Source organism: Geodermatophilus sp. SYSU D00684, from assembly GCF_054050455.1.
Map to the genome: position 1 here is coordinate 123,137 of NZ_JBJGZI010000007.1, position 16,365 is coordinate 139,501.

Annotated in this window: 19 protein-coding genes; 6 read left to right on the forward strand and 13 right to left on the reverse strand. The window is 77.1% G+C overall.

Annotation, left to right across the window (positions count from 1 at the left end; translation table 11 throughout):
• Positions 1–232 precede the first annotated feature (232 nt).
• Positions 233–949: a hypothetical protein gene (locus tag ACI79L_RS06900; protein WP_456936055.1), complete on the forward strand. Its 717-nt coding sequence runs from the start codon at positions 233–235 to the stop codon at positions 947–949.
• The gene (locus ACI79L_RS06905; RefSeq protein WP_456936056.1) at positions 946–1,776 is read left to right on the forward strand and encodes an MBL fold metallo-hydrolase; all 831 of its coding nucleotides are present in this window, start codon (positions 946–948) and stop codon (positions 1,774–1,776) included. Before ACI79L_RS06900 ends, ACI79L_RS06905 begins: the two co-directional genes overlap by 4 nt.
• On the opposite strand, the gene ACI79L_RS06910 is transcribed toward ACI79L_RS06905, so the two are convergent.
• The 5 genes from ACI79L_RS06910 to ACI79L_RS06930 form a co-directional block, all read right to left on the reverse strand.
• Positions 1,730–2,149, reverse strand: coding sequence for a hypothetical protein (locus ACI79L_RS06910; protein ID WP_456936057.1), 420 nt, complete (start codon positions 2,147–2,149; stop codon positions 1,730–1,732). The two genes, ACI79L_RS06905 and ACI79L_RS06910, sit on opposite strands and share 47 nt — an antisense overlap.
• Before the next feature lie 19 nt (positions 2,150–2,168).
• Positions 2,169–2,624: an RDD family protein gene (locus ACI79L_RS06915; protein ID WP_456936058.1), complete on the reverse strand. Its 456-nt coding sequence runs from the start codon at positions 2,622–2,624 to the stop codon at positions 2,169–2,171.
• Between the two features lie 106 nt (positions 2,625–2,730).
• Complete coding sequence (locus ACI79L_RS06920; RefSeq protein ID WP_456936059.1) at positions 2,731–3,699, reverse strand: NADPH:quinone oxidoreductase family protein; 969 nt, start codon at positions 3,697–3,699, stop codon at positions 2,731–2,733.
• Between the two features lie 91 nt (positions 3,700–3,790).
• Positions 3,791–4,294, reverse strand: a complete 504-nt coding sequence (locus ACI79L_RS06925) for a copper chaperone PCu(A)C (RefSeq protein WP_456936060.1) — start codon at positions 4,292–4,294, stop codon at positions 3,791–3,793.
• A gap of 70 nt (positions 4,295–4,364) precedes the next feature.
• Positions 4,365–4,616 carry a hypothetical protein gene (locus ACI79L_RS06930; protein ID WP_456936061.1) on the reverse strand — a complete coding sequence of 84 codons (252 nt, stop codon included), beginning with the start codon at positions 4,614–4,616 and terminating at the stop codon, positions 4,365–4,367.
• Between the two features lie 93 nt (positions 4,617–4,709).
• On the opposite strand from ACI79L_RS06930, the gene ACI79L_RS06935 reads away from it, so the two are divergent.
• Positions 4,710–5,282, forward strand: coding sequence for an N-acetyltransferase family protein (locus ACI79L_RS06935; RefSeq protein ID WP_456936062.1), 573 nt, complete (start codon positions 4,710–4,712; stop codon positions 5,280–5,282).
• Here ACI79L_RS06935 and ACI79L_RS06940 read toward each other — a convergent pair.
• Positions 5,257–6,117 (reverse strand): MIP/aquaporin family protein, encoded by an 861-nt coding sequence (locus ACI79L_RS06940; protein WP_456936063.1) that lies wholly within the window; start codon positions 6,115–6,117, stop codon positions 5,257–5,259. The two genes, ACI79L_RS06935 and ACI79L_RS06940, sit on opposite strands and share 26 nt — an antisense overlap.
• Positions 6,118–6,336: 219 nt before the next feature.
• Between ACI79L_RS06940 and ACI79L_RS06945 the strand changes: the two genes are divergently transcribed.
• Positions 6,337–6,981, forward strand: a complete 645-nt coding sequence (locus ACI79L_RS06945; RefSeq protein ID WP_456936064.1) for a hypothetical protein — start codon at positions 6,337–6,339, stop codon at positions 6,979–6,981.
• Here ACI79L_RS06945 and ACI79L_RS06950 read toward each other — a convergent pair.
• Both ACI79L_RS06950 and hppD read right to left on the reverse strand, forming a co-directional pair.
• On the reverse strand, positions 6,942–8,147 hold the full coding sequence (locus tag ACI79L_RS06950; RefSeq protein WP_456936065.1) for a homogentisate 1,2-dioxygenase: 1,206 nt from the start codon (positions 8,145–8,147) through the stop codon (positions 6,942–6,944). The two genes, ACI79L_RS06945 and ACI79L_RS06950, sit on opposite strands and share 40 nt — an antisense overlap.
• Before the next feature lie 47 nt (positions 8,148–8,194).
• Positions 8,195–9,400: a 4-hydroxyphenylpyruvate dioxygenase gene (gene hppD, locus ACI79L_RS06955; RefSeq protein ID WP_456936066.1), complete on the reverse strand. Its 1,206-nt coding sequence runs from the start codon at positions 9,398–9,400 to the stop codon at positions 8,195–8,197.
• Positions 9,401–9,554: 154 nt separating this feature from the next.
• Here hppD and ACI79L_RS06960 point away from each other — a divergent pair, with 154 nt between their 5' ends.
• Entirely contained in the window at positions 9,555–10,052 is a 498-nt protein-coding gene (locus ACI79L_RS06960) for an Lrp/AsnC family transcriptional regulator (protein WP_456936067.1), read from the forward strand.
• A 25-nt stretch (positions 10,053–10,077) separates the two neighbouring features.
• On the opposite strand, the gene ACI79L_RS06965 is transcribed toward ACI79L_RS06960, so the two are convergent.
• Entirely contained in the window at positions 10,078–10,563 is a 486-nt protein-coding gene (locus ACI79L_RS06965) for a universal stress protein (protein ID WP_456936068.1), read from the reverse strand.
• 562 nt (positions 10,564–11,125) lie between these two features.
• On the opposite strand from ACI79L_RS06965, the gene ACI79L_RS06970 reads away from it, so the two are divergent.
• The gene (locus ACI79L_RS06970; protein ID WP_456936069.1) at positions 11,126–11,779 is read left to right on the forward strand and encodes an ATP-binding protein; all 654 of its coding nucleotides are present in this window, start codon (positions 11,126–11,128) and stop codon (positions 11,777–11,779) included.
• Positions 11,780–11,797: 18 nt separating this feature from the next.
• On the opposite strand, the gene ACI79L_RS06975 is transcribed toward ACI79L_RS06970, so the two are convergent.
• The 4 genes from ACI79L_RS06975 to ACI79L_RS06990 form a co-directional block, all read right to left on the reverse strand.
• A complete protein-coding gene (locus ACI79L_RS06975; RefSeq protein WP_456936070.1) occupies positions 11,798–12,175 on the reverse strand; it encodes an amphi-Trp domain-containing protein in 378 nt (125 codons plus the stop codon).
• Between the two features lie 128 nt (positions 12,176–12,303).
• Positions 12,304–13,599: a C-glycoside deglycosidase beta subunit domain-containing protein gene (locus tag ACI79L_RS06980; protein WP_456936071.1), complete on the reverse strand. Its 1,296-nt coding sequence runs from the start codon at positions 13,597–13,599 to the stop codon at positions 12,304–12,306.
• 2 nt (positions 13,600–13,601) lie between these two features.
• The gene (locus ACI79L_RS06985; protein WP_456936072.1) at positions 13,602–15,149 is read right to left on the reverse strand and encodes a GMC oxidoreductase; all 1,548 of its coding nucleotides are present in this window, start codon (positions 15,147–15,149) and stop codon (positions 13,602–13,604) included.
• A 25-nt stretch (positions 15,150–15,174) separates the two neighbouring features.
• Positions 15,175–16,266, reverse strand: a complete 1,092-nt coding sequence (locus ACI79L_RS06990; protein ID WP_456936073.1) for a Gfo/Idh/MocA family protein — start codon at positions 16,264–16,266, stop codon at positions 15,175–15,177.
• Positions 16,267–16,365: the final 99 nt, after the last annotated feature.

Sequence of the window (16,365 nt, forward strand, 5' to 3'; positions counted from 1 at the left end):
CGGCACCGACCCGCCGATGCCGGGTCGCCGGGCCCGGCAGCCCGGCCAGGGCCACGCGGCGGGGACACCCACCACGCCGGCGACCACGGGGGCGAGGGCGGCGGCGTCCACCCCGCCACGGTGGGCGGCGCGACCGGCGACCGGGCGGCGGCGCGCGACCTCGCGACCTCCGCCCGGCGGCCCGGGACGTCCGCCCCTGACCCGGCGACCGGGAGGAGCCGACGGTGGGACCGTGACCGCCTCGAGGAACGCCCGGCGCCGGCACGCCCTGCTCGCGGCGGGGGGAGCCGGGTACGCGGCCCTGCAGTGGCTGGGCCGGACCGCCGGCACCCACCGCGCCGAGCGCCACCGGCTGCTGCCCGGGGACGGCCTCTGTCGCGATCCGCAGATCGTGACCACGCACGCGACGACCGTCGACGCGCCTCCGGAGCACGTGTGGCCCTGGCTGGTGCAGATGGGCTGGGGTCGCGGACAGTGGTACACCGCCCGCTGGGTGGACCGGCTGCTGTTCCCGCGCAACGGCCCCTCCGCCGACCGGCTCGTCCCGGCGTGGCAGCACCTCGCCGTCGGCGACCGGGTGCTCGACGGCCCGCCGGAGGCGCACTGCGCCTTCACCGTCGCCGAGCTCGCACCGCCCCGGCACCTGGTGCTGCACTCCCGTGAGCACCTGCCGCCCGGGTGGGCGGAGCGGTTCGGTGCCGGGATCGACTGGTCCTGGGCGTTCGTGCTGGACCCCCTCGAGGGTGGGCGCACCCGGTTCCTGTTCCGGACCCGCGCGCGGCTGCGGCCGTGGTGGGTCGCCGCGGCGTACCGGCTCGCCGTCGTACCCGCCGACCTCGTCATGTCGCGGCAGATGCTGCGCGGGGTGCGGTCCCGCGCGGAGCGGACCACGCCGGCCGACCTCGTGGCGGCCGGAGTGGCGGCCGGCGCGGCGGCGGGGCGGGCATGAGGAGCGCGCCGGTCGCGCGGGAGGTCGCCCCGGGCGTCCACCTGCTGCGCGTGGGACGGGGTGCCCTCGCCTCGAACGTCTACCTGGTCCGCTCCGGACCGGCCTGGGTGCTCGTCGACGCCGGGTGGCCCGGCAGCGCGCGGGCCGTCCGGACCGCCGCGGGGTCGCTGTTCGGGCCGGGCACGCGGCCGGCGGCGATCCTGCTCACCCACGTCCACCCCGACCACTCCGGCTCCGCCGGCGTGCTGGCGCGGTCCTGGCGGGTGCCGGTCTACGCGCACCCGGCCGACCTGCCGCTGGCGCGGGGCGCGTACGTGCCCGGCTTCGACATGCCGCTCGACCACTGGGTCGTCGTCCCGCTGCTGCGCCTGCTGCCGCGGGCGGTGCGGGAGCGGATCACCGCGGCCGGTGACATCAGCGACGTCACGCGGCCCCTCGACCCCGCGGCCGGGGTGCCCGGCCTGCCCGGCTGGCGGGTGGTCCCCGCGCCCGGGCACACCCCCGGGTCCGTGGCCTACCTGCGCCCCGCCGACGGCGTCCTCGTCACCGGCGACGCCGTCGTCACCGTCGACCTGGGCTCACCCGCCGGGCTCCTGCTCGGCCGGCGCCGGCCGGCCGGCCCGCCGTGGTACACGACCTGGGACCGCCCGGCGGCGCGGCGCTCGATCGCCGCGCTGGCCGCGCTGGGCCCCCGCGTCGTCGCCCCCGGGCACGGCGAGCCGCTGACCGGGGACGCGGCCGGGGTCCTGGCCGCGCTGGCCGGGGAGGACGCGGAGCCGGTCAGCCGGCGGCCCGGCGCGGCCCGCGCGCGTACGCCTCGGCCGTGAGGAGGACGCCGGCCCCGAACGCGACCGCCGTCCCGGCGCGGGCGCCGGGACCCGCCTCCGAGCGGTCGGGACGGGGCGCGAACATCCGGAGCAGGCCGCCGAGCAGGGCCGTCCAGCCGGTGAGCGTGAGCACGACCGGCCAGCCGGCCACCCAGCGGTCGTGGGCGCGCACGAGGGACAGCCCGGCGACGAACACCAGCGAGCCGTCGAGGTAGCTGACCGAGCGGTACTGCTCCCGCACCAGGTCGAGGTTCACCGCCTCCGACGCGGAGATCGCGAGCAGCGCCGGACCCACCAGCCCGGCCAGGCGCCGGGACCGCTCGTCGGCCTCGGCGTCGGCCGGACGGCGCCCGGCCCGGGTGCGGGCGGACACCGCGTCCTCCCCGCCGGGGTCAGGTCCGGACGACGAGGGTGTGCGCGGCCATGTCCCCGAGCCGCTGCCGGCGGGGGTTGGAGAGGACGACGACGAAGGCCACCAGGTAGCCGAGGAGGCCGTCGACCACCCGCAGCACGGTGCGGATGGCCGCGGCCGCGTAGCCCGGCGGCGTGGCGCCGGTCCGCTCGTCGATCACCCGGATCCCGGTCGCCATCTTGCCCAGCGTCTGCCCGAGCCCGCCCTCCATGAGGACGAAGTAGGCGAGGGCCGCCACGGCGTAGAGCGCGCTGGCCCACGGTGGGGCGTCGGACACCCACTCCCACGGGCCGATCTGCTCGATGGAGTCGGTGCCCGCGGCCAGCAGGGTGAAGGCGGCGCCGACGATCACGCTGTCGATGAGCGTGGCGACGACGCGCCGGCCGGTGACGTGGACGTCGGTGGTCGCGGCGTACGGGGGGTGGAGCGCCGTCATGGCTGCCTCCTGCGGGGTGCGGGACGGACCGCCCCAGCCTCGCGGGGCGGCCCGGCCCGGCCCCACGCCCGGACGGCCCGGGCGCGCGGGGCCCTTGGGCCCCGGATCAGTCCCGCACGCGCAGCAGGACCTTGCCGGTGGCGCGGCGCTCGTCGAGCTCGGCGACCGCGGCCGCGGCGTCGGCGAGGTCGTGCACCGTGCCGAGCACCGGCTGCAGGCGGCCCTGCTCGAGCAGCGGCAGCAGGTCGGCCCACTGCTCGCGCACGAAGCCGGGGTCGCCCGCCCAGAACGCACCCCAGCCGACGCCGACCACCGAGACGTTGTTGAGCAGCAGCCGGTTGACCTTGACGGTGGGGATCTCGCCGCCGGTGAAGCCGAGCACCAGCAGCCGGCCCTCGCGGCCGAGGCTGCGCAGCGAGTCGGTGAACCGGTCCCCGCCGACCGGGTCGGCGACGACGTCGACGCCGCGGCCGCCGGTCAGCTCCTTCACCCGCTCGCGGAACCCGTCGGCGAGCACGACCTCGTCGGCGCCGGCGGCGCGGGCCGCCTCGCCCTTGGCCTCGCTGGAGACCACGCCGATGACGCGGGCGCCGTACGCCTTGGCCAGCTGGACGCCCGCGGTCCCGAGGCCGCCGGCGGCGCCGTGCACGAGCACCGTCTCGCCCTCGCGCAGCTGCCCGCGGCGGCGCAGCGCGAAGTGCATGGTCAGGTAGTTCATCGGCAGCGCGGCGCCCTGCTCGAAGGAGACCGCGTCGGGCAGCGGGAAGACGAAGCCCGGGTCGGCCGCGGCCACCTCGGCGAAGCCGCCGAACCCGGGGAACGCGGCGACCCGCTGGCCGGCGGTGAGCCCGCTGCCCTCCGGGGCGCTGCGCACCACGCCGGCCACCTCGCTGCCGGGCACGAACGGCACCGGCGGCTTGAGCTGGTACTCGCCGCGGCTGAGCAGCACCTCGGGGAAGGTCACGCCGGCGACGTGCACGTCGATCACGACCCTGCCGTCGGCGTCGGGCTCGGGGACGTCGACGACGGAGATGGCCGAGGGGCCGTCGAGGCGGGTGATCTGCGCGGCGCGCACGGGTCCTCCTGGGGGCTCGGGAGACGGTGCGGCGAGTGTGTCAGAGCACGCCCGCGGCCCCGCCGGCCCGGGGCGGGTGCCCCCGCGGTGGCTACGTGCCCGCCGTCCCGACGGGCACGTCGAGCTGCACCTGCCCGGCCACCTGGAAGGCGAACGTGACCTGCACCGTGTCCGAGGTGGTGATGTCGGCGGTCACGTCGTCGAGCCGCATCCGCGCCTGGCCCTGCGTCGCGTCGACCGAGCCGTCGGCGGGCAGGTCGATGCCGTCGGGGCTGCTGTCGCCCTGCTCGTCGAGGAGCGCGACCGACCCGGCCGCGGGGGTGCTCACCGAGACCAGCCGGTCGTCGGTGTCCCCGTCGTTGGTCAGCGCGCCGCGCAGGGTGACCGAGTCGCCCGCCGCGACCGTCGCGTCGGCGTCGAGGTACACGTCGCTCAGCGCGACCTGCCCGACCGAGCCGTCGACGCCCGGGGTGTCCGGCGTCTCCTGGGCCGTCTCCGCGTCCTGCCCCGTGCCGCACGCGGCCGCGAGGAGGACGAGGACCGCCGCGCCGGTCGCCGTCCCGAGGGGGGCGCGTGCTCCGGTCCGCTGCTCCACGGTCTCCTCCTGACGTCGGGGCGGAGCGGTCGCCGTGCTCCCCGCGGCCGGTGGCGCGCCGGGTCCGGGCTCAGGCTCCGGGGGTGGCCTGCAGGTCCTCCCGCCGCCGGACGCGCACCGCGCGGAACGGCCGCCCGTGCGCCGGCTCCTCGACCCAGTCGACGGTGACCACCTGCCCGGCGCGCAGCACGGCGCCGGCCGGGTCGACGGCGGCGGCGTCGGCCCAGCAGTCACCGGCCAGCCCGGGCACCTCGACGACGGCGCCGCGCGCCTGCTCGTCCCAGCGGACCACGGTGCCGGTGGACGTCCCCCTGCGCGTCATGCAGCGAGGGTGCGGGCTGCGGCGCCCCGTGGCAACGACGTGCTCCCGCGCACATCCCGGACGCCTGGGGCCCCGGCGGGCGTTGCACCCTCCATGAGCACCCCGAGCACGACCACCGAGCGAGCCGTCGGCGCGGCCGGCCCGCTGACGGAGGCCGTCCTCGCCGACGGCACGCCCGCGCTGATCTGGCCGCTGCTGGACACCGACGGCGAGGCGCTGCGGGCCGGTTACGCCGAGCTCTCACCCCGGTCGCGGCGCTCCCGCTTCCTCACCGACCTGCCCGAGCTGTCCGACTCCCTGCTGCGGCTGCTGGTCGACGGCGTGGACGGCGTCGACCACGTCGCCGTCGTCCTCACCGCCTTCCCGGCCGGGGGCGGCGCCCGCCCGGTCGGCGTGGCGCGGCTGGTGCGCTGGCCGGGCGAGCCGGGGACGGCGGACGTCGCGGTCACCGTGCTCGACGCCTGGCAGGGCCGCGGCGTGGGCCGGGCGCTGCTGGACGCCGTGCTCGCCCGCCGCCCCCGCGACGTCGTCCGGCTGCGCACCAGCGTGGCCGCGCACAACCGCTCCTCGCTGGGGATGCTGCGCCGGGCCGGGTCGATGACCGTGCGGCACGAGGGCGGCGGCGAGCTCACCGTCGAGGTCACCGACCTGCCCCCGGTCCCCTGACCCCGGGTGTGCCGCCGGCGGGGGCCCGCCGGTCCTCGCCCAGCGCCCCCTGGGCCGCGAGCCGCCCGCTGCGCCCTCCCCCGGCGCCGCGCAGCACGACCGCGAGGCCCACGGCGGCCACCGCGCCGGTGGCGGGCCCGAGCAGGTAGGCCCACCACGCCGTCCAGTCGCCGAGGACGAGGGCCGGCCCCAGCGACCGGGCGGGGTTCATGGAGGCGCCGCTCACCGGCGCGCCCCACAGCCCGGCCAGGGCGATGTAGCTGCCGACGCCGACCGCCGCGATCGGCCCCAGGTTCTGCGCCCCCGAGGACACGCCGAGGATCACGCTGACCAGGCCGACGGTGAGGACGACCTCCCACAGCATCGCCGTGGTGACCGGGATCCCCGGGCCGGGCAGGGTGAGCCCGGCGCTCCCCTGCCGGCCGACCAGGGCCCACAGCAGCAGGGTCGCGAGGACGGCGCCGAGGAACTGGGCGACGACGTAGGCGGGCACCCGCCGGAACGGGAAGTCGCCGCGCAGCGCGAACGCGATGCTCACCGCCGGGTTCAGGTGCGCCCCCGAGACGGCGCCCATGGACAGGATGACCGCCGTGACCGTGAGCGCCGGGGCGACGACCAGCGCGCCGTAGGGCACGGCCGAGCCGCCGAAGCGGGCGTCGACCATCCCCCCGCCGACGGCCGCGAGCACCAGGAGGAAGGTGCCGAACAGCTCGGCGAACAGGCGCCGTCCCTCCTGGCGGCGGTCCCAGAAGTCGAACTCGTCGAGCATCGAGTCGGGCGTGCCCAGGGCGCGCAGCAGGCGCCGCTCCGGCTGTGCCGTCGTGCCGCCGGTCATCGCCCACCTCCGCGCACCGGTCCGCCGACGACCGTGGCCGCGCCCACGCCCCCGGACACCGTCCGCGCGGGACGATCCTGCGGCCGCGACTCATCCGGTCCGGGCGACGTGCGGGCGGGCGCACCGGACGAGGCTGCGCCTGCCGGGACTCCCGTCCCGGCGGCGCGCCGCGGTTCCGTGCGCGGCCGCCGCCGCCCGTCGACCGAACAGGTGGTGGCCATGACGACGACCGACCGTCCCGTCGTCCCCGACGGGCTCCCCCGGCTCCGGGCGGGGTGGCACGCGTCGCCGGAGCAGGGCGCGTGCCTCATGGAGTACGTCTCGGTGCTCGCCGGGGCCTCCTTCGACGACCACCCCCGCTGCACCGACCCCACGCTGGCCGCGCTGGCCCGGCTGGTGAACGACGCCTCCACCGACGACGGGCGGCCGCTGCTCGCCGCCTTCGCCCCCACGCTGGCCGGCACCGCCCGGTTCCGGGACGCCCGCCGCACCGCCGCCGTCGTCCACGCCGCGGTGCGGGCCGCCGGCGCCGCGGCGGAGCACCCGGCCGTGCTGCGCCGGCACCTCGCCCGCGCCGGGCGCCGGTGCGTCCGGGTCGCCGGCACCGGGCCGTGGGCCGACCTCGCCCGGCGGCTGGACCCGCTGTACCGGCAGGGGCCGGGGCGCCACCTCCTGGAGGCGGCGGTCGCCGCGCTGCGGGACCTGCCCGGACCGCGGCGGGACGCCGCCCTGCGGGCCACGCTCGGCGCGGCGATCGCGGCCGCCCGCGCCCCGGTCGACGACGGGCGGCAGGCGCCGGTTCAGGCGCCGGTTCAGGCGCCGGTTCAGGCGCCGGGGCCCCGCCCCGACCAGGTCCAGGCGTAGCGGCCGTCGTCGGAGGCGGTGCCGGCCTCGCCCAGCTCGAGCGGGCGGAACGTGTCGACCATGACCGCCAGCTCGTCGAAGCGCTCCGCGCCGAGCGACCGCTCGACCGCGCCCGGCTGCGGGCCGTGGGAGTGCCCGCCCGGGTGCAGGCTGACCGACCCCCTGCCGATCCCGGAGCCCCGGCGCGCCTCGTAGTCGCCGTCGACGTAGAACATGACCTCGTCGGAGTCGACGTTGGAGTGGTAGTAGGGCACCGGCACGGCCAGCGGGTGGTAGTCGACCTTCCGGGGCACGAAGTTGCAGATGACGAAGTTGGTGCCCTCGAACACCTGGTGCACCGGCGGCGGCTGGTGCACCCGGCCGGTGATCGGCTCGAAGTCGGCGACGTTGAAGGCGTAGGGGTACAGGCAGCCGTCCCAGCCGACGACGTCGAAGGGGTGCTCCGGCGTGACGTGGACGGTGCCGGCCAGCCCGCCGGGCCCGGGGCCGCGGTGCTTGACGTACACCTCGACGTCGCTGCCGTCGGCCAGCAGCGGCCCGTCCGGGCCGCGCAGGTCGCGCTCGCAGTAGGGCGCGTGCTCGAGGAACTGCCCGTACCGCGACAGGTACCGCTTGGGCGGCGCGACGTGCGAGTTGGCCTCGATCGCGTAGGTGCGCAGCGGCTCGTCGCCGGTGGGCACCCAGCGGTGGGTGGTGGCCCGCGGGACGACCACGTAGTCGCCCGGGCCGGCCTGCAGCGCGCCGAACACCGTCTCCACGGTGGCGGTGCCGCCCTCGACGAACACGCACTCGTCGCCGACCGCGTTGCGGTAGCACGGGCTGGGCAGCGACGAGACCGCGTAGGAGATGCGGACGTCGGCGTTGCCCAGCACCAGCCGCCGGCCGGTGACCGGGTCGACCCCCTTGTGCTCCTCCCCGGGGAACAGGTCGTGCAACCTGAGGTGCCGCGGCACCAGCGGCGCGTTCGGCGTCAGCGTCTGGTCGGGCAGCTCCCAGGGGCGGGCGTCGACCAGCGCCGAGGGCAGGCCGCGGTGGTAGAGCAGCGAGGAGTCGCTGGAGAAGCCCTCCTCCCCCATCAGCTCCTCGGCGTACAGGCCGCCGTCGGGACGCCGGAACTGCGTGTGCCGCTTGGGCGGGACCTCGCCCACCCGCCGGTAGTGCGCCACCTCGCCTCCTTCCGGCGGCAGAAATGGCCATTTCTGCCGCTCGACGTTCAGAAGTTGCCGCGCTTCTCCTGCTCGCGCTCGATGGCCTCGAAGAGTGCCTTGAAGTTGCCCTTGCCGAAGCCGAGCGAGCCGTGCCGCTCGATGAGCTCGAAGAACACCGTCGGCCGGTCGCCGGTGGGCGTGGTGAAGATCTGCAGCAGGTAGCCGTCCTCGTCGCGGTCGACGAGGATCCCGCGGGCCTGCAGCTCCTCGATCGGCACGCGCACCTCGCCGATGCGGGCGCGCAGCTGCGGGTCCTCGTAGTAGGAGTCCGGCGTCGCGAGGAACTCCACGCCCTCGGCGCGCATCGCGTCGACGGTGGCGACGATGTCGTTGGTCGCCAGCGCGACGTGCTGGGCGCCGGGGCCGCGGTAGAACTCGAGGAACTCGTCGATCTGCGACTTCTTCCTCCCCACCGCCGGCTCGTTGAGCGGGAACTTCACCCGGTGGTTGCCGTTGGCGACGACCTTGCTCATCAGGGCGGAGTAGTCGGTGGCGATGTCGTCGCCGATGAACTCCGCCATGTTGGTGAAGCCCATGACCCGGTTGTAGAAGTCGACCCAGCGGTCCATGGCACCGAGCTCCACGTTGCCGACGACGTGGTCGACGGCCTGGAACAGCCGCTTCGGACGGTCCGGCCGCGGCCGGTGGGACGAGGTCCGGGCGACGTAGCCGGGCAGGTAGGGGCCGGTGTAGCGGGAGCGGTCGACGAGGGTGTGCACGGTGTCGCCGTAGGCGCCGATGGTGGCCAGCCGGACGGTGCCGTGCTCGTCGGTGAGGTCGTGCGGCTCGGCGACGACGGTCGCGCCCTGGGCGCGGGCGTGGGCGACGCACCGGTCGACGTCGGGCACGGCGAGGGCGATGTCGACGATGCCGTCGCCGTGCGCGCGGTGGTGGTCGGCGCGGGGGCTGGCCGGGTCGTAGGCGCCGGTGACGACGAAGCGGGCGGCGCCGGAGCGCAGCACGTACGCGCGGTGGTCGCGGTTGCCGGTCTCGGGGCCGGAGTAGGCGACCAGCTCCATGCCGAAGGCGGACTGGAGGAAGTGCGCGGTCTGCACGGCGTTGCCGACGACCCACACCAGCGCGTCCCAGCCCGTGACCGGGAACGGGTCGGCCGACTCGTCGTACTGCACCAGGCCGACCAGCTGCTCCAGCTGCCGCAGGTCGAGGCCGGCCAGGCGCTCCTCGTCGTTGAGGGTCTGCTCGATCGACACGGGAGGCTCCTCTGCGCGGGGACGTGGGGGAAGCCCACTGCGGACGGCCGTCCTGTGCAACCCTGACCGCTGGTGCTGGTCCGGCTGCACCGCTGGCCCAGCGGACCGGCCCGTCGGCTGGGCAGACTGCACAGCTCGCACCCCGGGAGGACGCATGCCGCTCGACGCGCTGGACGTCGCGGTGCTGGAGGCGCTGCGCGCGCACCCGCGCGCCGGCGCGCTGGAGCTGTCCCGGCTGCTCGGGGTGGCCCGGGCGACGGTCACCGCCCGCATCGCGCGCCTCGAGCAGTCCGGCGTGGTCACCGGCTACGGCCCGGACGTCGACGTCGCGACGGCCGGGTTCGGCGTCCAGGCGTTCGTGACGCTGGAGATCGCGCAGGGCGCGATCGAGGCGGTCCGCGCGGACCTCGAGGCCATCCCCGGCGTGCTGGAGGCGCACGCGACGACGGGCAGCGGCGACGTGCTGTGCCGGGTGGGCGCGGCGTCGCACGAGGCGCTGCAGCAGGTGCTGGTCGACCTCAACCGGTCGCCGTCGGTGGTCCGGTCGACCAGCGTCGTCGCGCTGTCGGAGCTGGTGCCGCGGCGGACCCTGCCGCTGCTGCGGACCGGGGCGGCGCCGGACGCCGGCCGCTCCCGGATGCCCCGCGCCTGACCGCCGCCCCGGCGCCGGCGCGGCGTCAGGCGGTGACCTCCCCGGCCGCCGCGGCCCAGGTGTGCCGGCGTCCGGTGCCGGTGCGGACCACCGTGACCGGGCACGGCGCGTGGTGGACCAGCTGGTCGCTGGTCGACCCCAGCAGCAGCCCGGCGAACCCGCCGCCGCCGCGGGCGCCGACGACGAGCAGGTCCGCCCCGCCGGCCGCCTGCACCAGGGCCGCGGCCACCGGGCCGTGCACCGTGTGCGTGCGCACCCGCACCGCCGGGTCCAGGCCGGCCGCGGCGACGCAGCGCTCCAGGTCGTCGCGGACGGCCCGCTCGGAGTCCTCGAGCGGCGGCACGTAGCCCGGCTCCCAGGTCGCCGGCCGCGGCGCGGTGGTCAGGCTCCACGCCCGCAGCACGTGCAGCGGGAGGCCGGTCCGCCCGGCAAGGCCGGCGGCCCACACCAGCGCCTCCTGGGCGCCGGCGGAGCCGTCGTGCCCGACGAGCACCCCTCCGTCGATGGTCACGGACTCGCACACCTCGGCCACCGGCCCGGTCCTCCTCGCGATCGGCACCCCGCACCCGCCCGCCGGTCGCGGGCAGGGCAGCGGCGCCGGGCGGGGCTGTCGCGGCGCCGTCACACGGGCAACTGCCCGCCGGCCCGCGGAGTTCCGCGGACGGGGGCCGCGGACGTCCCGCGGCCCCCCGTCGCGTCGCGGCGGGGCTCAGGCGGCCAGGCCGGTGGAGCTCGGCGTCGCCTCCTCGCCGTCCCGGTCCACGCGGGAGGAGAGGCCTCCTCCAGCGCCGCCAGGTACCGGTCGGCCTCGTCCTGGGTGAGGGTGCCGTCGGCGAGCAGGGTGTCACCGAGGGTCTGCGGGGCGATGGCGAGGTCCTCGGCGACGGCGGCCAGGTGCCGCACGGGACGAGGTGCCGGTCCCGTCGGTTCCCTGACGTCGTCCCGCTCGCCGTGTGGGCGCGCCGCGGTGTGGGTAGGCGGCACCCGCACGGAGCCGGGACGACGCGGGTTCCGGCCGTGCCCGGCGCCGCGGGCGGGCGCCGGACACGGCCCGGCCCCGGGGGACGGGACACATGGACGGGACGACGTGGGCGCACCGGCCGCCGCCCGCCCCGAGCGCCCGGGCCGCCACGGTGTGGCGCGGGCAGGTGCGCACTGCCGCCGAGCTGACGCGGATGCGGATGCGGCTGCGCGGTGCGCTGGCCGCCGACGGGCTGCCCGAGGCCACCGGGGAGCAGCTGCTGCTCGCGGTCGAGGAGCTCGTGTCCAACGGCCTGCGGCACGGGCGGCCGCCGGTGACCGCCGCCGTGACCGCCGACGGCGGCTGGCTGCTCGAGGTGTCCGACGCGGCCCGCGACTGCCCGCCGGTCCCGGCGGTCGACCGGGACGCGGCCGCCGGCGGCATGGGCCTGCCGATGGTGGCCCGGCTGTCGGCCGCGCACGGCTGGCACGCCGACGGCGACGGGAAGACCGTCTGGGCGTGGCTCGGCTCCCCGGCGCCGCCGGCGCTCCTGCTGCCCGAGCGGGTGGCGCGGGCCTCCCAGCGGGCCCGCGAGCTCGGCCGGCTCCTGGCCGACACCGACACCCGGCTGGCCGCGACCTTCGACCGGCTGACCGCCGAGGCGGCGGAGCGCGGCCGGGCCGACCGCGCCGACACCTACCGCACGGCCGCCCGGCGCTTCCGGCGCGACGCGGCGCAGGGCCGGCGGGCCGCGCGCCGGCCCTGATCCTCCGCCCGCGCGCGGTCAGGCCGGCGACGGGCGGCGCTTCTCCGGCCTCGTCCGGGTCTCCGGGGCGCTCCGCGGCGCGGGAGGAGCAGGCTCCGCCCAGCTCTCCGCGGCGGTCGGCACCTCCTCGTCCGCGCGGTCCTGCTGCGACGCGGAGGCCGCGCCGCGCGAGGTCGGCCACTTCAGCTCGAGCTCCAGCTCGATCTCGTCCCCGTCGACCTCCACCTCCAGCTCGCAGCGGAGCCGGTCCCCGACCGACAGCTCGACGGTGCTGGTCCCCAGCCGGACGGCGACCTCGCCGTCGTCGGAGTCCAGCCCCTCCGCGAGCGACCGGAGGAGGCGGGCGACCTCCGGGCGGCTGAGTGTCAGTTGCTGCTCGATCTTCACGTCGGCCACGGCCCTCTCCGTCCTCCCGGGCGCGCCGCACGGTGCACCGCACCTGACGACCACGGTGGCACGCCGGGCCGGTGGCGTCGACGGTCCCGGGACCCGGGGCACGGGTCACCGGGGAGGCGTCGCGCGTGTCACCGGGCCCCGTGCAGCGACCGCAGCAGCGCGTGCTGGCGGCGCACCTGGTCGGCACCGCGGTAGGGCTCCCGGCGCCCCTCGTACTCGCTGGACAGCCAGCCCGACCAGCCGTGCTCGAGCAGCGTCGGGACGATCTCGCCCCACGGCACGTGCAGGTCGCGCAGGTCGTCGTCGACCTCGGCGAACTTGGCCTGGATGAAGTGCACGTGCGGCAGCACCTCGACCAGGTCGGCCATCGGCACGGCCAGCGGCCGCAGGTGCGCCGGGACCTCCTCGCCCTCCTCCACCTCGACCTCCTCGGAGAGCTCGAGGACCGGTGCGGTGTTGAAGATGCCGGTGTCGATGAGCAGCTTGAAGTGCTTGCTGCCGGTGCGCTCGATCAGGTCGAGGTAGCCCTGGGTGACCGGGTGCCGGATCGGCGTCGGGGCGTGGATCTCCGGGCAGACGACGACGTCGAGGTCGGCGGCGAGGTCCAGCGAGCGCAGCACCGCCTCCTCCCACACCGGGTGCGGGTCCAGCTCCCACGAGGTGACGCCGAACTTCGGGCGGACCGAGGTGAAGCCGAGGCGGTGCGCCAGCCGCAGGTCCAGCTGCAGCTGCGCGGCGGCCTCCTCCGCGGTGAGCGCTCGGTCCCGCCACATCTCGGTGTCCACCCAGGACCCGTAGTTGGTGGCGGTGAGCCCGTACCGCTCGAGCAGGCCGTGCCAGGAGTCGAGCCACGCCGGGTCCGGCTCCGGGTAGCCCGGCACGTTGCCCTCGCCGAGGACCTCGATGCCGGTGGCGCCGAGGTCGGCGACGTCGGCGAGCACGTCCTCCAGCGTCATGAGCGTGTAGACGTCGCCGGTGTAGCTGTAGGTGGAGACGCCGTAGCGCAGGCCGCCCTCCGGCGCCGGCGGCACGATGACGCCCGAGCCCGCGGCGGTGAACGTCGTCCGCGACACCATCGGCGGGAAGTACGGCCGGCGCAGGTACACGAGCACCTCGAGGGCGTGCACCCCGGTCGCCAGCCCGCCCGGCCGGGGCACGGTGATGACTGCGGGCTCGTCGAGCTGCCAGCGGACGTCGGTGGAGCCGCGCAGCTCGTCGAGGGTGTACGTGCGGCCCTGCAGGGTCCACAGCGGCACGTGGTCGGGGACCCGCTCGCCGTCGACGACGACCTCGACGCCGTCGAGCAGGCTGCCGGAGACGCCGCGGTAGTTGGGGTTGCGCAGCACGAGCTGGAAGCCGGTGACCCGGCCGTCCTCGACGACGTTGCGGAACCCGCGGCCCTGGATGACGTTGCGGTCGAGCACGGTCAGACCTCCTGCGGGGACAGACGGGCGGCGATGTCGCGGGCCCCGCCGACGGCGAGGGCGACCGCGGTGAGGGTCGGGTTGCAGGCGATGGGGGTCGGGATGACGCCGTTGCCGGCGACGTACAGGCCGTCGACGTCCCAGACCTGCGAGGTGGGCGAGCAGACCGAGGTGCCGTCGTCGGTCTCCCCCATCCGGACGGTGCCCTGGTAGTGCAGCGAGGCGCCGGGCGGGAAGGTCAGCGGCGGGCGGTCGTCGAGCGGGTCGCCCAGCGCGGCGGCGGCGCGCAGCACCGCCTCGCGGGAGGCGGCGATCGAGGCGTGGTCGGCCTCGGTGAGCCGGTAGTGGATGCGCATCGCCGGCATGCCGTAGGGGTCGGTCTCGGTGTCGGAGAACTCGACCCGGTCGGACTCCTGCAGGTCCTTGGCGCAGAACCAGCCCAGCCCCACGATCGTGCCGGGCTCCGGGGCGTCGTCGCCGGCCAGCGGCACCGGGGAGGCGTCGAGCTGCATCACCTGCCCGTGGAACGGGTCCTCGTCGGTGTAGGGCACCCAGCTGACCCCGCTCTGCGCGACGATCCGCGGCTCGTCCCGGGGGTCCACCTCGGCCTCCGGCCCCGGGGACACGTCGCGCAGCCGGACGGCGTAGACGCTCTGCGGCTGGTCGTTGAGCCAGCGGCCCAGCGCCCGCGGCCGCACGCCCGAGGCCCACAGCAGCTGCGGCGTGCGCAGGCTGTCGGCGGCGACGACGACGAACCGGGCGTCGACCGTGTGCTCGGCGCCGTCCTGCAGGTCGCGCACCCGCACGCCGCGCGCCCGGCCGTCGACGACCACGACCTCGGTGACCAGCGCCTCCGGCACCAGGGTGGCGTTCGGGTTGGCGCGGGTGGCGTCGCCGAACACGACGTCGGAGCCCGACCAGGTCACCCGCCCGTCCTCGTGCCGGACGACGGCCAGCGGCATCGGCGCCACCCGGCGGGCCTCGGCGCGCGCGTCGTCGAGGGCGGTGCCGAGGCGCTTGCGGACCTCGCCGGCGAACGGGGCGTCGTCGAAGGCGTGCGCGTCCACGCTCAGCAGCCGCTCCCCCTCGGTCAGCAGCTCGTCGAGGTCGGGCAGGAAGCCGATCCGCTCGCGGCCGCCGGGCCGTGGGCAGGCGCCGGTCCAGTGCGCGCCCATCCCGCCGACGTTGCTGGACATGGCCGCGCCGGGCAGCCCGTCCTCGCCCGGCTGGCGGTAGCCGGACGCGAGCAGGAAGGTGCCCGGCCGGACCAGCCGCGGCTCGGGCGTGGCGTAGCCCTCCATGGTGTCGGGAGGGGTGTCCGCGCCCAGCGGCGCCGGGCCCTCGGAGCGCCGCTGCGCCCGGGCCCGCTCGGCCGGGTCGGCGATGTTCTTCACGTGCACGCCGGGCGGGTCGGCCAGCAGCGGGCCGACCTCGAACACCGCGATCGTGGCGTCCGGGCACCGCTCGCTGAGGATGCGCGCGTACGCCGCCCCGCAGGGTCCGCTGCCGACGACGGCGACGTCGAGGCGCTCGGGGAAGGTCCTGGTCATCTCTGCTCTCTCCGGGGTGCGGGGCTCAGGCGGCGGTGGTCGAGGGGACGTCGACCCACCGCGCGGACGCGGCGGACTCGAGGACGGCGGCGGTGACGCGCGCGGCGCGCACGCCGTCGGCGAAGGTGGGCAGCCCGTCGGGCGCCTGGCCGCCGACGGCGGCGTACGTGTCGGCGACGAAGGCGTCGAAGCAGTCCTGGTAGCCCTGCGGGTGCCCGGCGGGGACGACGGAGTAGCGGCCGGCGGCCGGGGAGTCGGCGGCGCCGCGCATCAGCTGCCGGTTGACCTCGCGGCCGCCGATCCACAGCGCGTCCGGGTTCTCCTGGTCGAAGCACAGGCTCTCGGCCGCACCGTCGACGGAGAACCACAGCCGGTTCTTCCGGCCCTGGGTCACCTGGCTGACCGTGAGGTTGCCGACCGCGCCGCGGTCGGTCTCGAACAGCACGACGGCGGCGTCCTCGGTGCTCACCGGCCGCCCCCCGCGCTCCGGGTGCACGGTCAGCGTGCGCGCGGCCAGCCGGGTGATCCGGTGGCCGGAGACGAACTCGACCAGGTCGCACCAGTGCACGCCGATGTCGGCGAAGGCCCGCGAGGCACCGCCGGTGGCGGCGTCGACCCGCCAGTCGTCGTCGGTGCCGTCGGCCAGCCAGTCCTGCAGGTAGGAACCGTGCAGCAGGCGCACCGGGCCGGCGGTGCCGTCGGCGACCCGCGCCCGGGCCTCGCGCACGGTCGGGTAGAAGCGGTAGACGAAGGGAACGGTGGCAGTCACCCCGGCCGCGGCCGCCAGCGCGAGCAGCTCCTCGGCCTCGGCGGGGTCGACGGCCAGCGGCTTCTCGCAGACGACGTGCTTGCCGGCCGCGACCGCCGCCCGCACCAGCGGCGCGTGCGAGGCGTTGGGCGTGCACACGTGCACCACGTCGACGTCGTCGGCGGCCAGCAGCTCCTCGACGGTGTCGCAGGCCGACTCCGCGCCGATCCGCTCCCGTCCGGCGCGGGACGACTCCGGCGTCGACCCGGCGACGCGGGCGACCACGCCCCCGCCGCGGCGGACCGCGCGGGCGTGCACGGTCCCCATGAAGCCGACGCCGATGATGCCGGCCCGGATGCGATCGGTCACGTGTCCGTCCTCCTGTGCGTGCCGCGCGCCCGGTCGAGGGCGCAGCGGGGTGTGCGGGCGGCCCTCGGCCGCTCGCCTCGTCTGGTGTGTGGTGGTCTC

Excerpts from the sequence above, each read along its gene's own strand:
- ACI79L_RS06930 (WP_456936061.1), bottom strand. The coding sequence starts at position 4,616 with ATGACGCGCAGGGGGACGTCCACCGGCACCGTGGTCCGCTGGGACGAG.
- ACI79L_RS06970 (WP_456936069.1), top strand. The coding sequence starts at position 11,126 with ATGGACGGGACGACGTGGGCGCACCGGCCGCCGCCCGCCCCGAGCGCC.
- ACI79L_RS06960 (WP_456936067.1), top strand. The coding sequence starts at position 9,555 with ATGCCGCTCGACGCGCTGGACGTCGCGGTGCTGGAGGCGCTGCGCGCG.
- ACI79L_RS06945 (WP_456936064.1), top strand. The coding sequence starts at position 6,337 with ATGACGACGACCGACCGTCCCGTCGTCCCCGACGGGCTCCCCCGGCTC.
- ACI79L_RS06915 (WP_456936058.1), bottom strand. The coding sequence starts at position 2,624 with ATGACGGCGCTCCACCCCCCGTACGCCGCGACCACCGACGTCCACGTC.
- ACI79L_RS06940 (WP_456936063.1), bottom strand. The coding sequence starts at position 6,117 with ATGACCGGCGGCACGACGGCACAGCCGGAGCGGCGCCTGCTGCGCGCC.
- ACI79L_RS06985 (WP_456936072.1), bottom strand. The coding sequence starts at position 15,149 with ATGACCAGGACCTTCCCCGAGCGCCTCGACGTCGCCGTCGTCGGCAGC.
- ACI79L_RS06935 (WP_456936062.1), top strand. The coding sequence starts at position 4,710 with ATGAGCACCCCGAGCACGACCACCGAGCGAGCCGTCGGCGCGGCCGGC.
- ACI79L_RS06905 (WP_456936056.1), top strand. The coding sequence starts at position 946 with ATGAGGAGCGCGCCGGTCGCGCGGGAGGTCGCCCCGGGCGTCCACCTG.